The 14,507-nt window shown below is 73.6% G+C and carries 17 protein-coding genes and 7 tRNA genes; 14 read left to right on the top strand and 10 right to left on the bottom strand.

Going from position 1 to position 14,507, the window contains the following annotated elements; all coding sequences use genetic code 11:
- The first annotated feature begins 159 nt into the window (after positions 1–159).
- The 4 genes from OG338_RS03530 to OG338_RS03515 all read left to right on the top strand — a co-directional run bounded on the left by OG338_RS03530 (position 160) and on the right by OG338_RS03515 (position 2,389).
- On the top strand, positions 160–420 hold the full coding sequence (locus OG338_RS03530) for a hypothetical protein (RefSeq protein WP_405935912.1): 261 nt from the start codon (positions 160–162) through the stop codon (positions 418–420).
- Positions 421–606: 186 nt separating this feature from the next.
- A complete protein-coding gene (locus OG338_RS03525; protein WP_143626140.1) occupies positions 607–798 on the top strand; it encodes a hypothetical protein in 192 nt (63 codons plus the stop codon).
- 278 nt (positions 799–1,076) lie between these two features.
- Positions 1,077–2,042 carry a phosphotransferase enzyme family protein gene (locus OG338_RS03520; RefSeq protein ID WP_405940306.1) on the top strand — a complete coding sequence of 322 codons (966 nt, stop codon included), beginning with the start codon at positions 1,077–1,079 and terminating at the stop codon, positions 2,040–2,042.
- A gap of 68 nt (positions 2,043–2,110) precedes the next feature.
- Entirely contained in the window at positions 2,111–2,389 is a 279-nt protein-coding gene (locus OG338_RS03515; RefSeq protein ID WP_405935911.1) for a zf-TFIIB domain-containing protein, read from the top strand.
- 50 nt (positions 2,390–2,439) lie between these two features.
- Here the strand turns inward: OG338_RS03515 and OG338_RS03510 are convergent.
- From OG338_RS03510 to OG338_RS03490, 5 genes are all read right to left on the bottom strand, one after another.
- Positions 2,440–2,511 (bottom strand) — tRNA-Val (locus OG338_RS03510).
- A 22-nt stretch (positions 2,512–2,533) separates the two neighbouring features.
- Positions 2,534–2,605: transfer RNA gene (locus OG338_RS03505), tRNA-Val, on the bottom strand.
- Positions 2,606–2,642: 37 nt separating this feature from the next.
- A tRNA-Val gene (locus OG338_RS03500) sits at positions 2,643–2,714 on the bottom strand.
- 1 nt (position 2,715) lies between these two features.
- A tRNA-Cys gene (locus OG338_RS03495) sits at positions 2,716–2,789 on the bottom strand.
- 37 nt (positions 2,790–2,826) lie between these two features.
- Positions 2,827–2,899: transfer RNA gene (locus tag OG338_RS03490), tRNA-Gly, on the bottom strand.
- A gap of 163 nt (positions 2,900–3,062) precedes the next feature.
- Between OG338_RS03490 and OG338_RS03485 the strand changes: the two genes are divergently transcribed.
- From OG338_RS03485 to OG338_RS03475, 3 genes are all read left to right on the top strand, one after another.
- Positions 3,063–4,100, top strand: a complete 1,038-nt coding sequence (locus OG338_RS03485) for a chorismate-binding protein (protein ID WP_405940305.1) — start codon at positions 3,063–3,065, stop codon at positions 4,098–4,100.
- Complete coding sequence (locus OG338_RS03480; protein ID WP_405935910.1) at positions 4,097–4,918, top strand: aminotransferase class IV; 822 nt, start codon at positions 4,097–4,099, stop codon at positions 4,916–4,918. Before OG338_RS03485 ends, OG338_RS03480 begins: the two co-directional genes overlap by 4 nt.
- Positions 4,919–4,983: 65 nt before the next feature.
- A complete protein-coding gene (locus tag OG338_RS03475; protein WP_405935909.1) occupies positions 4,984–5,820 on the top strand; it encodes a GNAT family N-acetyltransferase in 837 nt (278 codons plus the stop codon).
- A 10-nt stretch (positions 5,821–5,830) separates the two neighbouring features.
- Here the strand turns inward: OG338_RS03475 and OG338_RS03470 are convergent, their stop codons facing one another.
- On the bottom strand, positions 5,831–6,346 hold the full coding sequence (locus OG338_RS03470; RefSeq protein WP_405935908.1) for a DsbA family protein: 516 nt from the start codon (positions 6,344–6,346) through the stop codon (positions 5,831–5,833).
- Positions 6,347–6,504: 158 nt separating this feature from the next.
- On the opposite strand from OG338_RS03470, the gene OG338_RS03465 reads away from it, so the two are divergent.
- From OG338_RS03465 to OG338_RS03455, 3 genes are all read left to right on the top strand, one after another.
- Positions 6,505–6,966, top strand: a complete 462-nt coding sequence (locus tag OG338_RS03465) for a hypothetical protein (RefSeq protein WP_405935907.1) — start codon at positions 6,505–6,507, stop codon at positions 6,964–6,966.
- Between the two features lie 255 nt (positions 6,967–7,221).
- The gene (locus OG338_RS03460; RefSeq protein WP_405935906.1) at positions 7,222–8,193 is read left to right on the top strand and encodes an acetylxylan esterase; all 972 of its coding nucleotides are present in this window, start codon (positions 7,222–7,224) and stop codon (positions 8,191–8,193) included.
- A 158-nt stretch (positions 8,194–8,351) separates the two neighbouring features.
- Positions 8,352–8,507 carry a hypothetical protein gene (locus OG338_RS03455; RefSeq protein WP_405935905.1) on the top strand — a complete coding sequence of 52 codons (156 nt, stop codon included), beginning with the start codon at positions 8,352–8,354 and terminating at the stop codon, positions 8,505–8,507.
- Between the two features lie 4 nt (positions 8,508–8,511).
- Here OG338_RS03455 and OG338_RS03450 read toward each other — a convergent pair whose 3' ends face one another.
- On the bottom strand, positions 8,512–9,087 hold the full coding sequence (locus OG338_RS03450; RefSeq protein ID WP_405935904.1) for a CGNR zinc finger domain-containing protein: 576 nt from the start codon (positions 9,085–9,087) through the stop codon (positions 8,512–8,514).
- 192 nt (positions 9,088–9,279) lie between these two features.
- Positions 9,280–9,693: an SsgA family sporulation/cell division regulator gene (locus tag OG338_RS03445; protein ID WP_003959770.1), complete on the bottom strand. Its 414-nt coding sequence runs from the start codon at positions 9,691–9,693 to the stop codon at positions 9,280–9,282.
- 190 nt (positions 9,694–9,883) lie between these two features.
- On the opposite strand from OG338_RS03445, the gene OG338_RS03440 reads away from it, so the two are divergent.
- Together OG338_RS03440 and OG338_RS03435 are read left to right on the top strand one after the other, a co-directional pair.
- A complete protein-coding gene (locus OG338_RS03440; protein WP_405935903.1) occupies positions 9,884–10,330 on the top strand; it encodes a TIGR02611 family protein in 447 nt (148 codons plus the stop codon).
- A 66-nt stretch (positions 10,331–10,396) separates the two neighbouring features.
- Positions 10,397–10,468 (top strand) — tRNA-Val (locus tag OG338_RS03435).
- A gap of 62 nt (positions 10,469–10,530) precedes the next feature.
- Here the strand turns inward: OG338_RS03435 and OG338_RS03430 are convergent.
- Positions 10,531–13,002: an SCO7613 C-terminal domain-containing membrane protein gene (locus tag OG338_RS03430; RefSeq protein ID WP_405935902.1), complete on the bottom strand. Its 2,472-nt coding sequence runs from the start codon at positions 13,000–13,002 to the stop codon at positions 10,531–10,533.
- An 84-nt stretch (positions 13,003–13,086) separates the two neighbouring features.
- Here OG338_RS03430 and OG338_RS03425 point away from each other — a divergent pair, with 84 nt between their 5' ends.
- Both OG338_RS03425 and OG338_RS03420 read left to right on the top strand, forming a co-directional pair.
- On the top strand, positions 13,087–13,533 hold the full coding sequence (locus OG338_RS03425; RefSeq protein ID WP_405935901.1) for an SRPBCC family protein: 447 nt from the start codon (positions 13,087–13,089) through the stop codon (positions 13,531–13,533).
- A 39-nt stretch (positions 13,534–13,572) separates the two neighbouring features.
- Positions 13,573–13,644 (top strand) — tRNA-Val (locus tag OG338_RS03420).
- Between the two features lie 65 nt (positions 13,645–13,709).
- Here the strand turns inward: OG338_RS03420 and OG338_RS03415 are convergent.
- The gene (locus OG338_RS03415; RefSeq protein WP_405935900.1) at positions 13,710–14,435 is read right to left on the bottom strand and encodes a 3'-5' exonuclease; all 726 of its coding nucleotides are present in this window, start codon (positions 14,433–14,435) and stop codon (positions 13,710–13,712) included.
- Positions 14,436–14,507 lie beyond the last annotated feature (72 nt).

Here is a 14,507-nt window from a genome sequence, read left to right as displayed (position 1 = left end):
CGTACCCGCCGCCCGGGGTGCTCAGAGGCCGCGCCCTCAAGGGAGATTCGATTGTCAGTGGCGGATGGGAGACTTGAGGAGTGGTCAGGGAGCCGCGGATCCAGGCGCCCCGGCCCGTGCGAGATCTCAAAGGTCCGTCGCAGAAGGGGGATTGGATCAATGAAGGGCGATCGAGTCGAGATAGTCGTGGATGCCGGGGACAGCACCCGGACCTACGAGGTGATGGCCTCCCGGGCCGGCCGCCGGGTGGAGACCGCGGTCCGCCGGGGCGTGGTCGAAGTGAGTGAAGTCACCAGGAACGGGTCCGTGGTCCGCACGGCCCGCTTCATGGCGACCAGGGTTCTCGCCCTGGTCGAACAACCGGTACCCAGGGAGGACACCTCCGAGCGTCCCCTCCGGGAAGACCCCAACCCCGCGTAGCCCGGTCTCCACCCAGGGGAGTACGCCGACCGGGCACGGCTCATCCTCCGGGAGGCCCGGGATTCGGTACGCGGGCATGACGCCGCCCGCCCCCCGAATCCCTAATGTTGAGTCCAAGCGGCGGGCGCCACACTCGTCCCCCGAGGTAAAACGCCCGCCGCCCCACATCAGGTCAGGAGAGGAACCATGGCTGACACGGCAGCACGGACGGTGGTCCGCACGCGGACACGCGGCTCGTACGCCGCGTCCGGCCGCCGCCACCCGCTGGTGGCGACCGCCATGGTCCTTCCCCTGGCGGCCCTGCTCGTCGTCGTCTTCGGCGGCTGGGAAGCAGTGGTCACACAGGCGTCGTCCGTGGGCGTGATGCTGGGGCGCTGAGCGGCGCCCCGGGTCCGGAAGAGCGGTCCGGACCGGGACATCCGGCCAACAACCCCGTGGGGACGGGGGTGCGGCGGACGGCAGCGTTTGTCCGGTCAGCTGGGGAGCTGACCGGGCATCGCGCTGCCCGGACCCGGAACACCCGCGTGCGCTTTGCCGGGATGCGTCCGCTCCGGAGCCGCCCGCCGGCACGGCCCAGCCCCCCCGGCGCCCTCCCTCCGCGTACCCTCTGCCGGGGCGTGACCGCCACGGCCCGTTCCGCGCCACCGGGGGAGACCGTGACCACCGCACTCGTACGCGCGCTGGGGGATCTCGCCCACCGGGCGGTCCACCCGGCCGGCTGCGGCCCCCGCGCCTGCCCGCCCCCGTCCGTGCTCGCCGAACGCGAGGACGGGATCGTCGTCCGCAGCGGCCCCGTCGTCGCCAAGGCGCACGCCGCCGACACGGATACGGCCGCTCTGGCCGCGCGGCTGCGCCTTGCGGCCGGACCGGGGCAGGACGGCATCCTGCTGGCGCCCCTGCCCGTAGCACCCGGGGCCCACCTCACCAAGCTGGACGGCCGCCCCGTCACCCTGTGGCCCCATGGCGAGCCCGTCGACCCCGGCGACCCGGACGCGGCGCCCTGGGAGGAGGCCGGGGCGCTCCTGGCCCGGCTGCACCGGACCCGGGTGCGGGGGCCGCTCCCCGCCATGCGCGGGCCCGTGAAGGCCGCGCTCGCCGTCGACCGGATGAGCGCCGCCCGCCCCGGCGACGGGGCCACCGCGCCCGTGCTCGCCGCCTGGCACGGGCTGCCGGGCTGGGCACGGGGCGAGGCGGCGCCGCCGGCCGGCCGGGGCACGCACCTCTGCCACGGCGACCTCCACCTGGGCCAGCTCGTACGCCACCCGGCCCCGCACGGCCCCTGGCTGCTCATCGACGTGGACGACGCGGGCCTCGGCGACCCCGCCTGGGACCTCGCGCGCCCCGCCGCCTGGTACGCGGCCGGGCTGCTCCCGCCGGACGTCTGGCTCCGCTTCCTGGACGCCTACCGGGCGGGCGGCGGCCCCGCCGTACCCGCCGACGGCGACCCCTGGCCCGCCCTGGACGTGCCGGCCCGCGCGCTGACCGTACAGACCGCCGCCCTCGCCCAGGCCAAGTCGGCGGCGGAGGGCCGGGCTCCGGATGAGGTGGAACAGGTCATGATCGACGCATGTGCCCGAATTGCTTCGCTCCCGCCCGAGTTGGCGGCCGCACCCACGTCGTAGGGTGAACCGACCGTCGGCGGGCATGCATTCCGGCGACGGCGAACCGACGGCGAGGAGTGAGCCCGAACATGCAGTGTCCCAAGTGCCACGCACAGATGCACACGTACAACCGCAACGGCATTCAGATCGAGCAGTGCAGCGGCTGCCGCGGGATATTCCTGGACTACGGCGAGCTGGAGACGCTGACCCGCATCGAGTCCCAGTGGACGCAGCAGGCCCCGCCGCCGGCCGCCCCGCCGCAGGCTTACCCCGCCGCCCCCGCGCCCGCCTGGGGCGCCCCGCACCACGGCGGTCACCACGGTCACTACCGGCAGAAGAGCTTCGGTCGGATGCTCTTCTCCTCCTGACCGAGCACGACGAAGCCCCGGTCGCCGAGACGACCGGGGCTTCGTGACAGTGCGCGATACTGGGATTGAACCAGTGACCTCTTCCGTGTCAGGGAAGCGCTCTCCCGCTGAGCTAATCGCGCGAGCGAACCCGCGTGTACTGCGTGCGCGATACTGGGATTGAACCAGTGACCTCTTCCGTGTCAGGGAAGCGCTCTCCCGCTGAGCTAATCGCGCGGGTGATCCTTGCGGACCGGAGATCCTTGCGGATCAGTGGACGATACTGGGATTGAACCAGTGACCTCTTCCGTGTCAGGGAAGCGCTCTCCCGCTGAGCTAATCGTCCTTGGAGGTGGAGACGGGATTTGAACCCGTGTAGACGGCTTTGCAGGCCGTTGCCTCGCCTCTCGGCCACTCCACCAGGGGCGGGAGACCGGTGAAGATCCCCACCTTCTGCGAGCGGACGACCAGGTTCGAACTGGCGACCTCAACCTTGGCAAGGTTGCGCTCTACCAACTGAGCTACGTCCGCTTGTCTTTCCCGGTCCGCTTGCGCGTCCCGGCGACGTGTTGAACTCTAGCGGATTCCCGGGCCAGTACAAAAACGCGTTTGTGCAGCGTGCTGAGGTGCGCTCGCCCCGGCGCGGGTCACCGTGCGCCGTCCTACACTCACGGACGTGCACCACCTCGCTCCCATGGCCCGCTTCGGCGGCCTCGTCGCCTCCGGTCTGCGGGATGTGACCAGTGATCCCGCCGCCCTCGACTCGTCCGGCTTCTGGGCCGTCTGCGCGGGCTTCGAAGGCTCCCTGACCTGCGCCCGCTTCGACACCGTGCGCCCCGCGCCGGTGCCCGCCCCGGTCCCCGGCGCCTGGCACGGCCCGGGCGCCGGCGCCTGGACCTCCTCGCTCGACCGGGAGGCGTACACCGAGGGCGTACGGCGCATCCGCGCGTACATCGCGACCGGCGAGGTCTACCAGGCCAACCTCTGCCGGGTGCTGACCGCACCGCTGCCCGACCCGGCGGGGGCGGACGTGGACGCCCTCACCGCGCTCCTCGCGCGCGGCAACCCGGCCCCGTACGCAGGAACGATTCGGCTCCCCGCGCACGGCGTCGAGATCGCCACCGCGTCCCCCGAGCTCTTCCTGCGCCGGGACGGCCGCACGGTCGAGTCCGGGCCCATCAAGGGCACCGGCCGCACCGAGGCGGACCTGCTGGAGAAGGACCACGCCGAGAACGTGATGATCGTGGACCTGGTCCGCAACGACCTGGGCCGGGTCTGCGCCACCGGATCGGTCACCGTCCCCGACCTCTGCGCCGTCGAGAAGCACCCCGGCCTCGTCCACCTCGTCTCCACCGTGCGCGGCCGCCTCGCCGAGGGCGCCGACTGGCCGGAGATCCTGGCCGCCGCCTTCCCGCCCGGCTCGGTCACCGGCGCCCCCAAGTCCAGCGCGCTGCGGATCATCGGCGAACTGGAGACCGCCCCGCGCGGCCCGTACTGCGGCGGCATCGGCTGGGTGGACGCCGACCGCGGGACCGCCTCGCTCGCCGTCGGCATCAGGACCTTCTGGACCGACCGCACCGGACCCGCCCCCCTCCTGCGCTTCGGCACCGGGGCCGGCATCACCTGGGGCTCCGATCCGGAACGCGAATGGGACGAGACCGAACTCAAGGCGTCCAGGCTGCTCGCTGTAGCGTCGGGCGCATACGAAGCAACCGGAAGGACCGCACCATGAGGATCTGGGTCAACGGCGAGCTGCGCCCCGCCGACGACGCCCGGGTGTCCGTGCTCGACCACGGGCTCACCGTCGGCGACGGCGTCTTCGAGACGCTCCGGGTCTCCCACGGCCGCCCCTTCGCCGTCACCCGCCACCTGGACCGGCTGACCCGCTCCGCCCAGGGCCTCGGCCTGCCCGCCCCCGACCTGGACGAGGTGCGCCGCGCCTGCGCCGCCGTCGTGGACGCCAACCCGGTCCCCCTGGGCCGGCTGCGGATCACATACACCGGCGGCATCTCGCCGCTCGGCTCCGACCGGGGCGACGCGGGCCCCGGCCTCGTCGTCGCCCTCGGCGAGGTGAGCCGCCGCCCCGACACCACGGCCGTCGTCACCGTGCCCTGGACCCGCAACGAGCGCTCCGCGCTCACCGGCCTCAAGACCACCTCGTACGCGGAGAACGTCGTCGCCCTCGCCCGCGCCCACGAGCACGGCGCGTCCGAGGCGCTGTTCGCCAACACCGCCGGCCGGCTCTGCGAGGGCACCGGGTCCAACGTCTTCGTCGTCCTGGACGGGCAGCTCCACACCCCGCCCGTCGCCTCCGGCTGCCTGGCCGGCATCACCCGGGCGCTCGCGGTGGAGTGGACCGGCGCGCAGGAGACCGACCTGCCGTTCGACGTCCTGGACCGGGCCGACGAGGTCTTCCTGACCTCCACCCTCCGTGATGTGCAGGCCGTCCGGCGGATCGACGGCCGGGAGCTGCCGGGCGTGCCCGGACCGGTGACCGCCAAGGCGATGCGGATCTTCGAGGAGCGCGCGGCCGACGACCTCGACCCGTGACCGGCGACGGCCCGTCCGCGTAAATACGGGTGACGGGCCCCAGGGCAGGGGGTAGAAACCACCTGATGACGACGACACTGCGGCCGGCCGGGCCGATCCAGTCAGGCGCCGACGGCGCACAGCGGCGCGCGTACGACGTGTGCGACAACGGGCGCCCCGTCGGCTCCGTCGCGCTCGCCGTCGAGCCGGGCGCCGGCGGGGCTACGGGCCTGATCAGAGCCCTGCGGATCGACGAGGCCGTCCGCAGGCGCGGCCGGGGCACCATCGCCGCGCTGGCCTCCGAGGAGATCCTGCGCGGCTGGGGCTGCTCCCGGGTCTGTACGGAGGTGGCCGCCGGGGACGTCGCGGGGCAGCGGCTGGCCGCCGCGCTCGGCTACACCGAGCGCGGCCGCAACATGGTCAAGACGCTGCCGGCGAAGCCCCCGGCCCTCCCCGCCGGGCTCACCGCACACCCGATGACGCCCGAGGAGTTCGCCGTCTGGGAGCGCGAGGCCATCGCCGCGTACGCGGAGAATCTGGTCAGCCGGGGCGTCCCGCGCGAGGCGGCGCCGGCCGCGGCCCGCGCCTCGCACGCCCGCCACCTCCCGGACGGCCTCGCCACCGAGGGCGCGCGGCTGGAGTACCTGCGGCGCGAAGGCGAGACGGTCGGCCAGGTCTGGGAGGCGCCGTTCGAGATGCACCCCGGCATGCGCATCGGCTATGTGTTCGACGTGGAGGTGGCGGAGCCGTACCGGGGGCGCGGCTACGGGCGGGCCCTGATGCTCCAGGCCGAGCGGATCGCGCTGGCGGCGGGCGAGACGCGGATCGGGCTGCACGTCCTGACGGCCAACACCCCGGCGCTGCGGCTGTACGAATCGCTCGGTTACGAGCCGACCCAGCACAATCTGGCCAAGCCGCTGTAGGCCCTGCCCCTCAGCCCTGTCCGGCCAGGAGCCGGTCCGCGATCTCCTCGATCCGCTCGCGCAGCCCGTCCTGGCTCCTGCCGCCGTCCAGGCGCTCCCCGCCGATCACATACGTCGGCGTGCCGGTGACCCCGATGGCCTTGCCCTCGGCCTGGTCCGCGTCCACGATCAGCATGTGCCGGCCGTCGATGAGCGCGGTGTCGAACTCCTCCGCGTCCAGCCCCAGCTCCCCGGCCACCTCGACCAGCAGCTTCTCGCCGCGCGCCCCGAGGGCGTCGGTGCGCGCGAGGACCGCCTCGATGTACGGCCAGCCGCTGCCCTGGACCACGGCCTCCTCGGCGGCCTGCGCGGCGGCGTAGGCGTGCTTGTGCTTCTCCAGGGGGAAGTGGCGCAGCCGGACCTCCAGCCGGTCGCCGTACCGGGCCCGCAGGGCGTGCACATCGGTGAGGGAGTGCCGGCAGTCGGGGCACTGGAGCTCGCACCAGACGTCGAGGACGACCGGTGCGGCGGGGGTGGAATCGCTCATGGGACCAGTCTCGCAGGGTGCACGGCGGGGCGGCCGCCCGGCACCTGGGGAGGAGCCCGGCCCCTGAGATCTCCCTGATACGGGCCCGGGGCATGGCCGCCCGCCCGGTGGCCGGTGCAGGATGGAAGGGACGTATCCCCCTGCGCCAGGAGGCACCGATGCTTGCCGAGACCATTTGTTCCGCGGTGTCCGCGGCGGGCCTGGGCATCGCGGCCGTCACCGCGTACCGCAAGCGGTTCCTCACCGCGACGAGGATCGCCGCCTATTCGCTGGTGCCGGTCGGCCTGGTGCTGACGGGCGTCGTGAAGTGGGTGTCGGACATCGCCTTCAAGCCGAGCGTCTGGCTGGGCTTCGGGCTGCTGGGCGTGGCCTGGCTGCTCTTCATGCTCACGCGCGCGGTCGAACGCCGGGGCGGCGGCGGCCGCAAGGAGCGTCGGGCCGCCGCCCGGGCCGCCCGGGGCGAGGCCGTGGAGCCGGCCGCCTCGGCCCCCTCGCTCGGCGCGGGTTCCTCGCCGGAGCCCACGCGTGCGCGGGGCAAGCAGGGCAAGAAGCCCGCCTCGGCGGGGACCGGCGAGGACTTCAGCGACATCGAGGCCATCCTGAAGAAGCACGGCATCTGACACCGGGAGCCGTCCGGCCCCACGGACCCCACGAGCCCCGCCGCAGCACGCGGCGGGGCTCGTCGCGTCTCATCAGGTGAATCGTTTCGCCCGGGTCGCCCGGGACTCCTTGACCCTGCCCGGCGGCGCCGCATAGCGTCCCGCTGGGCTGTGAACGTATGCGTTCAAGGCCCCATGACATGACACCGGGGGCGGGACACGTGGACCTGTGCGGCGGACGCCGCCCCCCTTCCGCGTGCCCGAAACGGAGAAGCGATGGCCCTGTTCGACCTGCCCCTGGACCAGCTGCGCGGCTACCGGCCCGACCCCGACGAGCCGGAGGACTTCGACGCCTTCTGGCAGCTCACCCTGGACGAGGCCGCCGCCCACCCGCTGGACGCCGAGTTCGCGCCCTACGACGGCGCGCTGGCCGCCGTGGACTCGTACGACGTGTCGTTCGCCGGCTGGGGCGGGCACCGGATACGCGCCTGGCTGAACGTCCCCGCGGGCGCCGAGGGCCCCCTGCCGACCGTCGTGCACTACCTCGGCTACAGCGGCGGGCGCGGGCTGCCCCACGACCACCTGGTGTGGCCCTCGGCAGGCTGGGCCGCGCTGATCGTGGACACTCGGGGCCAGGGCGCGGTCAACCACCACTCGGCGGGCGCGACGCCGGACCCGTACGGCGCCGCCAACCCGCAGGCGCCCGGCTTCATGACCAACGGCATCCTCGACCCGGAGACGTACTACTACCGCCGGGTCTTCACCGACGCGGTGCGCGCCGTCGAGGTCGCCCGCAGCCACCCGGCCGTCGACCCCGCCCGCATCGTCGTGAACGGCGCCAGCCAGGGCGGCGGCATCGCCCAGGCCGTGGCGGCGCTCAGCCCGCGGGTGAAGGCCGCGTTCGTGGACGTGCCGTTCCTGACGCACTTCCGGCGGGCCGTCGAGATCACCGACGAGGACCCGTACCAGGAGATCGTCCGGTTCCTGGCCACCCGGCACGGCGCGGACGCCCAGGTGTTCCGCACCCTGTCGTACTTCGACGGCGTCAGCTTCGCCGCCCGCGCGACCGTGCCCGCGCTCTACTCGGTCGCCCTGATGGACGAGATCTGCCCGCCCTCCACGGTCTTCGCCGCCTACAACCGCTGGGCCGGGCCCAAGGAGATCGAGGTCTACCCCTGGAACGGCCACGAGGGCGGCACCGGCGTCCAGCGCCAGGTCCAGCTGCGGGCGCTGCGCGAACTGCGCTGAGCCGCCGGGCCCGCAAGGGGGGGCGGCGGGGGCTAGGAAATACGCTGGGCGCTCGCACGCCGGAGCGATTAACGAGGCCCCCATGACGAGTGAACTCCCGTCGTGAAGAGCCATGTTGGTACGGAGCACCCCCGGGACTGCGTCATGATCGTCCCGAAATGGTGGACACCTCTCGGGGCGACGCCCCCGCACCCCCTGACGAAGAGCCGCGCGGCTGCCTCTTCGCGCTTTCCCAGCCCCCTCTGATGATCTTCCTCACGGTCATCGGCACTCTGCTGCTGATGGCCGCGTTGCACGATCTCTTCCTGCTGTGAGCCGTCAGCCGGCCGCCTCCCGGCGGCGTGCCCGGTACGCGGCCACGTGCAGGCGGTTACCGCAGGTGCGGCTGGAGCAGTAGCGGCGGGAGCGGTTGCGCGAGAGGTCCACGAAGGCGTTCCGGCAGTCCGGAGCCTCGCACCGGCGCAGCCGCTCCGTCTCGCCCGCCACGATGATGAAGGCGAGGGCCATGCCGCAGTCGGCCGCCAGGTGGTCGGCGAGCGAGGCGTCCGGCGAGAAGTAGTGCACATGCCAGTCGTAGCCGTCGTGGGCGGTGAGCTGCGGCGTGGTGCCCGCGGCGGCCACCAGGGCGTTGACCAGCTCGGCGGCGGTGCGCGCGTCCGCGGCGGCGAAGATCTCGGCGAACCGGGCGCGCACGTCGTGCACGGCCTTTAGATCCCGCTGGTCGAGCACTCCGATGCCGCTCACACGGTGGCGTCCGGCGAACGCGTGGAGTGCCGCGATGTCGGCGAGCCCGTCGGCCGGCGTCCCGCCCCCTTCCGGCTCGCCGTCCGGTGCGGTGTTCATCAGATCGACCACTAGGTCGAGGGCGATCCGGGTGTCGTGGGGGATCAGCACGCTTCCGCTCCCTGGCCTCCGGCGTGCGGGCGCCCGCCGATGCCGGACGACTCTACTGTCTCGGGCCGGACGCGGACCGGCGCCGGTCGCCGCGGTGGATCCGCGGCACCGGCGCCGGTGTCAGCCGTATGAGGTTGTCCGCGCGACGCCGTCTCCCCGAGTCGGACGGCGTCGTGCGGCTCCCGGCCTGGCTCAGCTCTCGGCCAGGATGTGTGAGAGCTCCGTATCGAGGTCGAAGTGACGGTGTTCGGTGCCCGGTGGAACCGCTGCGTCGGTCCGCTTCAGGAACGACTCCAGGGCCCGTGCCGGGGCCTCGAGCAGTGCTTCGCCCTCTGGGGAGCTCAGCGCGATGCAGACGACGCCCTGGCCGTGACTACGGGATGGCCAGACTCGTACGTCTCCGGTGCCGGTGGGCCGGTGCAGCCCCTCGGCAAGGAGGTCGCGGGCGAAAACCCACTCGACCGTCTCCTCCGCTCCGGTGTGGAAGGTGGCGTGCACGGCATACGGATCGGCCGTGTCATACCGCAGGCCCGCGGGTACAGGCAGTGAGGACTCGCTCGACACAACGAGGCGCAGGTGCAGCTCGCAGCTGACCGTGGTGTTCATAAGCGCCAGGGCCTTTCGCTCAGTGTGCGCTCGGGGATTCGCACGTCGGCGAAATCGACATGCCACCTACGGTGGCGTTGTAAACCCCTCTGACCGTTTTGAGATGCTTCGGGTAGCTCGTACAGCGGTGTGTAACTTTGCGTCATGCGGCCATTCAAGTGAACGCGAGCGGGTCCGGTAAGTTGGACTCATGAACGCGGAGAGTGACGAGCGGGACGGTGCCGCTGCGACGGGGGACGTCATACCGGGAGCGGGCGAAGGGGACCCGGCGCTCGGTTCCAGAGCGCCCGGCTTCATCAAGGCGTCCCGGGCCCTGCACATCAGCTGGCAGGTCGGAGTCTTCATCGTCGGCCTCGCCGTCGTCGTGGCCGGCATCATCATGCTTCCGCTGCCGGGCCCCGGCTGGCTCGTGATCTTCGGCGGCATGGCGATCTGGGCCACCGAATTCGTCTGGGCCCAGCTGGTGCTGCGCTGGACCCGGCGCAAGGTCACCGAGGCCGCCCAGCGGGCCCTCGACCCCAAGGTCCGCCGGCGCAACATCATCCTCACGGTGATCGGACTCGTGATCATCGCGGTGCTCGTCGGGATCTACGTGTGGAAGTTCGGGATCGTCATGCCCTGGAAGATCCACGAGTGACCCTCGGGCACTCCCCGGGATGGTCGGGGGACGCCGCTGACATGGGGTAATGTTTGCGGTGCGCCCGGGCGATTAGCTCAGTGGGAGAGCGCTTCGTTCACACCGAAGAGGTCACTGGTTCGAACCCAGTATCGCCCACCCCGGACCGATGGCCCGGAAGCTCCAAGAGCTTCCGGGCCATCGGCGTTCCCGCCCTCACCTCACCGCATCCGCCCCAGCGCCTCCTTCAGCCGCCGGGCGTCCCGCAGCCGCTTCTCGTACGTCGCCCCCACCACCAGCAGCAGCACCCCGGCCAGCGCCGGCGCCACCCACCGCGGCAGCGCCCCCGCCACCTGCACCACGTACGGCGCCAGCTCGTGCAGCGCGTCCAGCGCCAGCACCGCGCCGCCCAGCACCAGCAGCGCCTGGAGCCGCAGCCGCGCCCCCGCCAGCGTGACCCCCAGCGCCGCCACCCCCAGCGGCAGCGGGCGCGTCCAGTGCGGGTCCGTCCAGGCCGCGCCCAGCGACGGCACCAGCGTCACCGCGAGCCCCGCCCCGTAAGCCGCCCACGACGAGGCCGACGGGTCGCGGCGCCGGCGCAGCACCCCGACCACCAGCGCCGGCACGGTCACCGGCAGGGTGTACGCCTCGGGCGCCGACACCCCCGACACCGCGAGCCGCACCCACGCGGCCAGCACGAACAGCACCGTCGTCAGGTACCCCGCGAGCGGCCGCCGCTCCGGGCGCAGCGCCGTGCCCGCCGCGAGCACCCCGCACAGCGCCAGCACCAGCGCCAGGAACCGCGCGTCGCCCACCGCCATGGCGACCGCCACCACACCCGCCGCCGCACCGGTCACCTCGACCGGCACCGCCACCGGATGACCCTTCAGCCACGCCCCCGCCAACGCCGTCACCGCGGGCACCGCCAGCACCGGCAGCGCAGCCTCGTACACCGCGAGGCCCAGCGAGGACCCCAGCGCGGCCATCGGCACCACGGCGCACACCACCGCCGCACCGGCCGCCGCCGACACCACCACCGGCGGGGCGCCCGCCGCCCGGTCCAGGGCCACCGCCAGCGCCACGAACACCATCACCAGCAGGCCGAACGCCGTGTACGTGGCCGCCTCCGTCGCCAGCGACAGCAGACCCGCGCCCACCGCACCGGCAACCCCGACCGCACCCGCCGTCACCGCCACCGCCCGCGCCCCGGCCCGCAGCCCCGCCACCGCCAGGCCGAACGCCGCCACGGCCAGGACCAGCTGCCCCGCCTGGGCCGCCGCGAAGGACAGGTCCAGCGCGGCCGGCAGCACCATCAGCCCCGCCCAGCCCAGCACCACCCCGGCCGACCCCGCCGCACCCCGCCACGCGGGCCCGGGCAGCAGCACCGGCCCGGCCCACCGGAGTAGACCGTCCCACCAGCGGAACGCGGCGCCCAGCGCCACGGCCACCAGCAGCAGCGCCACCGGGGCGGACGCCATCCCGTCCCACGGCAGGTCCGCCGCACCCACCGCGCCCCGGGCCCCGCCGCGCGGCGCACCGGACCACACCGCGCCCAGCCGCGTCACCGGGCCCGCCGCGACCACCGTCACCGGCACCAGCGACACCAGCACCGCACCGGCCGCCACGCCCGCCGACGCCCACCCGAGCCCCCGCGCCGCCGCGACGCCCAGCGGAGCGCGTACCGAGCACAGCAGCGCCCCGGCGCACAGCAGATACGCCAGGACCCGCCAGCCGTCCGGCACCCCGGCCGCGGCCACCCCGCCCACCGCCGCCACGGCCGCGAGACCGGCCACCACACCACCGGCCGTCGCGAACGCCACCGGGGCCCGGCGCGCCCCCGCCAGGGCGAGCGCCGCACCGGCCAGCAGCAGCGCCCCCGGAGCCACCGCACCGGCGGGCCCGGCCGCCGCCGGCGACTCCACCAGCGCCACCAGCAGCCCCACTCCGCCCGTCGCGCACAGGGCGACGCACGCCACGACCCGTACCGACGCCCGTGTGACGGTCAGCGCCACCGTGCCGTCCAGCGCGGCCGTCACCAGCAGTGCCCCCGAGAACCACAGCGGCCCGCCGTCCGCCGCCCACACCCACAGCACCAGCGGCAGCTGCGCCGAGACGACCGCCAGCGGCAGCGGCAGCCGCAGCCTGCCCAGGAGCAGCCCGTAGACCGTCCACAGCAGCGCGAGCACCGCCGACGCCGTCCCCGTGTACGCCGCACCGTCCGCGTCCGGCACCGCCACCGCGTACACCGCGTACGCGTCCAGCACCATCAGCACCGAGGCCACCGCCGCCAGCGCCTCCGCCGTCGCGGCCAGACCGCGGCGCAGCAGCGTCGCCGGAGCGGCCAGCGCCCCGGCCGTCACCGCGGTCAGCACCGCGCTGCGCCCACCGATGCCCATCTCGCCCCAGCTGACCAGGGTGAACGCGAGGGCGGCGACCGCGAGCAGCAGCCCGCCGAGGACCAGCAGCACGTTCTGCGCACTGCGCTCGGGGGCCGGACGCGCCGGGCCGGACCCGCCGGGGCCCCAGGGCGCGACAGGGTTCCGGGGCGGCCCCCAGGGGGCGGGTCCGGTGGTCTCCAGCGCCCGCAGCAGCCAGGCGCGGCGGGTCAGCAGTTGGGCGCGGTGGGCGTCCAGCCGGGCCAGTTCACGATCGAGGAGCGCCAATTCCTCGGCGGGCGGCGGCACATGTTCCATGCACGCGAGTGTGCTCGCACGCCACGTGACCGAACATGCGTCCACGTACTCAGATACCCGCCTGAGTACCCGCATCCTGGGGAAATGAACTGGAACCACTACCGATTCGTCAGCGTATGGGAGTTCCGGGCGCCGCCCGAGGCCGTGTACGCCGAGCTCGAACACATCGAGTGCTATCCGCGGTGGTGGCCGCAGGTCCGCGAGGTCACCCGGTCCGGCAGCGACCACGGCACCACCCGCATCCGCTCCGTCCTCCCGTACGACCTCGTCACGACCGTGCGCGAACGGCGCCACGACCCGGCGCACGGCGTCCTCGAAGCCGCGCTCGGCGGCGATCTCGACGGCTGGGTCCGCTGGACGGTCGCCCCCCACGGCTCCGGCACCCGGGTCGTCTACGAGCAGGAGGTCGAGGTGCGCCGGAGACTGCTGCGGGTCCTCGCGGTGCCCGGCCGGCCGGTGTTCCGCGCCAACCACGCCCTGATGATGCGGGCCGGGCGGCGCGGACTCGCGGCCCGGCTGGAAGCGGTTTGAACGACGGCCGTCCGGCCCTGTATGGTTCAACCCGTTCCCGGGCGATTAGCTCAGTGGGAGAGCGCTTCGTTCACACCGAAGAGGTCACTGGTTCGAACCCAGTATCGCCCACCCCGGAGAAGCCGGTCCGTCAGCGTCATCGACGGACCGGCTTCCGCGTGTCCGGCCGCTTTCTCCTACGCGGCGGTGCGCAGCTCCGGGCGCAGCGGCCAGGCCGGGTCCACCGTCTCCGGCGTCCCGCTCCGCGCGAACCACGCCTGGAGCCCCCGCGCCTGCGCGGCGTGCCACACCGCCTGGAGCGTGTGCAGCTCCGCCGGGGTCAGCCGTTCGAGCCGTGCCGAGAAGCGGCGCCCCACCGCCCGGACCAGCTCCAGCGACGCGGCCGCGTCCGCCGCCGCGTCATGCGCACCGTCCAGCAGTACGCCGTACAGCTCGCAGAGATCCGTGAGCGTGCGCCGGCCCTTGCGGTAGCGGTCCAGATGCTTGTCCAGCACCCGGGGGTCCAGCACGCACAGCGGTGCCCGCTCCAGGTACACGCCCAGCGACGACGCCCGGTGCCGCTTCAACTCCCGGTCCAGCAGCGTCAGATCGAACGGCGCGTTCATCACGACGAGCGGCCGGCCCGCCGCGCACTGCTCGGCCAGCGCCCGCGCCATCTCCTCCACCACCGGCGCCGGCCAGCGGCCGTTGCGCTGGAGATGGTCGTCGGTCAGCCCGTGGATCTCCGTCGCGCCCGGGGGGACCGGCACCCCCGGATTCACCAGCCAGCGGGTGACGCGCACCGGGCCGTCCGCCCGGTCCTGGATCACCAGGGCGGCCGAGACGATCCGGTCCTCCTCGACGTCCACACCCGTCGTCTCCGTGTCGAAAGCGGCCAATGGCCCTTCGTACCAATGAGTCATCCCCGAACTCCTCGCGCACGCACGGCAGATGGCGGGATTCCTCTGCCCGGTTCGGTGATACCCGCACCCTTT

The sequence above is a fragment of the Streptomyces sp. NBC_00726 genome (genome assembly GCF_045161735.1).
Lineage (GTDB): Bacteria > Actinomycetota > Actinomycetes > Streptomycetales > Streptomycetaceae > Streptomyces.
The sequence above is the reverse complement of the archived record's forward strand: the minus strand, read 5'-3'. Positions and strand labels throughout refer to the sequence as shown.